Here is a 3,359-nt window from a genome sequence, read left to right as displayed (position 1 = left end):
GACCCTCCGACGGAGCCAGTGCGGTTCATAGTGACTCAGAAGTGGGCCACGCTTCCCACGCGTACGGGTCGTCGCCCACCCAGTTGGCGAACGGGCTGTTGCCTCCGAAGAAGGCGTACTCCAGAGTTGTTTCCGATGAGAGCTGGAGCCATGGCGCGGCTCCCGAGAGAATCGATTCGACGATGAAGTTCGCGTCGGCGGCGCGACCAGTGGTGCCGTAGCTCATGTACGTACCCCACGCACTAGGGGAACCGGTGGACGAAGCCATCGGGCGCGGGGCTACCTTGCCCGGGACAGTACTCGGGGCAACCGCCGGAGCGCTACTAAGACAAACACGGCCAGGGTCTCGGCCCCAGCCGAGGCGCCATCTGGCAACCACCTCGCGAGATTAGCTTGTCATGCCGTAACTTCGCGGCGCCCCTGAGCAGTCGCCCCGTGCCACACGGCGTAGAAGAGCGACGCCCACCTACCCGGGAACGGCACCCGAGACGCCCGGTCGTCATCCACCGCTCGCCCCGGGCCCGGGTACCCCATCGCGCGGCGGACCTATCCGCGGGCGACCTCACTCAGATCCCCGGTTGCCACGTCGTAGACGAACCCGCGAACAGCGGTGCCGTGCAGGAGGAACGGGTCCGCCTCGACCCGCGCCAGCGAGTGACGGACATCCGCTTCCACTTCTGGAAACGCCTCCGGTGACCACCGCGGACGCAGTCCTGTGTCGGCCTGGATCTGGTCTTTGAAGTCGTCGTCGCGGAATGTGAGCATGCCGCAGTCGGTGTGGTGGATCAGCACGATCTCCTCGGTGCCCAGGAGCCGCTGGCTGATCGTGAGGGAGCGCAGGACGTCGTCGGTGACCACGCCTCCGGCGTTGCGGATCACGTGCGCATCACCCTCGGACAGCCCCAGCAGTCCGTACGGGTTGAGGCGGGCGTCCATGCACGCCACCACGGCGATCTTGCGGCCGGGCGGCATGGGCAGGCCGCCCTTGTCGAAGTCGGACCGGTAGGCCGCGGCGGCCTCAAGCAACTCGTCGGTGACTGTCATGTCCGGAATCTAGTCCCGGAGTCGCACCAAGACCAGCATTCTTCTTGCCGCGAGAGAATCCGCCGGGTCTATCGCTTCCGGTCGGAGTGGTCGGCGAACCGCTCGAGGTCCCGGACGTGGCCGGAGACGATGATCACGTCCTCCGCACCGATCGAGGTCTCCGGCTCCGCGTAGTGGAACGGCTGGCCCGGTGGCTTGATCCCCACGATGTTGACCTTGTGGCGACTGCGGGGGCGGCACTGGTCGATGGTGCGGCCGACGACGTCCCTCGGCGGGAGCATTCGGGCGATCGCGAAGTTGTCGTCGAACTTGATGAAGTCCATCATCTGGTTGGCGACCAGGTGCGCCACGCGGACACCGGCATCGTGCTCGGGGAACACGACGTGGTGACACCCGATCCGGGTGAGGATCTTCCCGTGGGCCTTGTTGATCGCCTTGGCCCACACGTGCTCCACGCCCAGGTCGACCAGGTTCACGGCCACCAGGACGGACGATTCGATCGAGGTCCCCACGCCCACCACGGCGGTGGAGAAGTCCTGCGCGCCGAGCTGTTGGAGCGCCTCGATGTCGGAGGCGTCCGCCTCCACCACGTGGGTCAGGGAGTCGGCGTACTTCTGCACGAGTCCGTGATCCCGTTCCACCGCGAGCACCTCGCGCCCCTGGGAGACGAGTTGGGTGGCCAGGGAGACGCCGAAGCGGCCCAGGCCCACGATGAGCACCGGGGACTGGCGACGGTTGCGGTCAGCCAATGATCGGCCTCTCTGTGGGTAGGCGGTATCTGGTGCGCTGGGCTCGCATCGTGAGCGCGGTGGCGAAGGTGATGATGCCGACCCGACCCGCGAACATGAGCCCGGACAGAACGTACACCCCCGCGGGCTCGAGTTCCGCGCTCAGGCCGGAACTCAAACCGCAGGTGGCGAACGCGGAGATGGACTCGAAGAGTGGGCGTCCGAGGTCCTCGCCGGTGAGGACCATCAACGTCAGGGCCGAGGCCGACACGAGAGTCAGTCCCATCCCGGCGACGGAGACGGCGACCCGGACCGAGGACGTGGGCAGCGCGCGGCCGTGAGCGGTGGTGTCCTCCTGCCCCCGGGCCTCGGCGAGAAAGGCGAGGAAGATGACGGCGAGGGTGGTGACCTTGACCCCGCCGGCGGTCGACACCGAACCACCGCCGACGAACATCAGCGCGTCGGTGATGAACATGGTCGACGACCTGGTGTCGGCCGGCTCGATCACCGCGAAACCCCCGGATCGCATCATCACCGAGGCGAACAGGGAGTTCTGGAGCTTGTCCGCGACACTCTCCCCACCGAGGGTCGCGACGTTGCTCCATTCCAAGGCCGCGAATCCCAGCGCCCCGACGAGCATCAGCAGGACGCTGAACTCGACGGTCAGGCGGGTGTGGAGGTTCCACCTGCCGAGGTGCCACTGGTGCTTCCACAGGACCAGCAGGACGGGGAAGCCCAGACTGCCCAGGAACACGGCGCAGATCAGTGCCCAGAAGACGACGGGATCGTGGGCCACCGCCGCCAGGCCGTCGGGGTGGAGGATGAAACCGGCGTTGTTGAACGCGGAGACGGCGTAGAAGACGGCATGCCAGATCCCGTCCCCCACAGACCCCTGCTGGGCGATCAGGCGAGGGGTGAGGATCAGGGCGATGACCAGCTCGACCACGGCCGAGGAGACCACGATCGTCTTGATCAGCGACCCGACCTCCCCCAACCCGCCCGCCGACGTCCCCGTCTGGGCCAGCAGGCGGGTGCGGACCCCGAACTGCCGTGTGACCGAGAGCGCCAGCATCGACGAGATGGTCACGATGCCCAGGCCACCCAGTTGGATCGCCGTCAGGATGACCACCTGCCCCGCCGGGGACCAGTGCGTCCCGGTGTCGACCGTGGTCAGGCCCGTCACCGACACCGCCGATGTTGCCGTGAAGACGGCGTCGTGCAGGTGTGGTGGGCTGCCCGTGGACGTGGCCCACGGCATCATCAGCAGTGCGGTGAACAGGGCGATGGCGGAGGCGAACGCCGCGAGCGCGGACCTGGCGGGCGAGCTGTAGGTGAACGCGCGAATCGCCTGCGCGCCCGAGGAGAGGACGCCCGCGCTCCTGGACACCATGGGAGTGAGGGTAACCCCAGCGGTCTGCCCGGCTATCAGCCGCGTGCGCGTCGTGCCACGAGCCCCAGGATCGCGTCCAGGACGAGGAAGGCCGCCAGCGAGATCCCCAGGAGCGGGACGGCCCACCCGATCGCCGCGACCACGGTCACGCCGACCAGGGTTGCCAGCGGGCGGCGGCGCAGCAGGTCGAGCACGGC

Annotated in this window: 4 protein-coding genes and 1 pseudogene; all 5 read right to left on the bottom strand. The window is 67.9% G+C overall.

Annotated features, from left to right (window positions below; all coding sequences use genetic code 11):
• Positions 1–25: 25 nt before the first annotated feature.
• A complete protein-coding gene (locus G6027_RS08535) occupies positions 26–226 on the bottom strand; it encodes a hypothetical protein (RefSeq protein ID WP_182636795.1) in 201 nt (66 codons plus the stop codon).
• Between the two features lie 320 nt (positions 227–546).
• On the bottom strand, positions 547–1,044 hold the full coding sequence (locus G6027_RS08530) for a carbonic anhydrase (protein WP_182636794.1): 498 nt from the start codon (positions 1,042–1,044) through the stop codon (positions 547–549).
• A 68-nt stretch (positions 1,045–1,112) separates the two neighbouring features.
• A complete protein-coding gene (locus tag G6027_RS08525; protein WP_187700485.1) occupies positions 1,113–1,793 on the bottom strand; it encodes a TrkA family potassium uptake protein in 681 nt (226 codons plus the stop codon).
• A complete protein-coding gene (locus G6027_RS08520; protein ID WP_182636793.1) occupies positions 1,786–3,162 on the bottom strand; it encodes a potassium transporter TrkG in 1,377 nt (458 codons plus the stop codon). Before G6027_RS08520 ends, G6027_RS08525 begins: the two co-directional genes overlap by 8 nt.
• A gap of 35 nt (positions 3,163–3,197) precedes the next feature.
• Positions 3,198–3,359, bottom strand: a pseudogene (locus tag G6027_RS19475) (PepSY domain-containing protein); the annotation flags it as partial.

Origin of the sequence: Dietzia sp. SLG310A2-38A2, assembly GCF_014145095.1 — a bacterium.
Classification (GTDB): domain Bacteria; phylum Actinomycetota; class Actinomycetes; order Mycobacteriales; family Mycobacteriaceae; genus Dietzia.
This window is presented reverse-complemented; position numbering and strand designations above follow the sequence as displayed.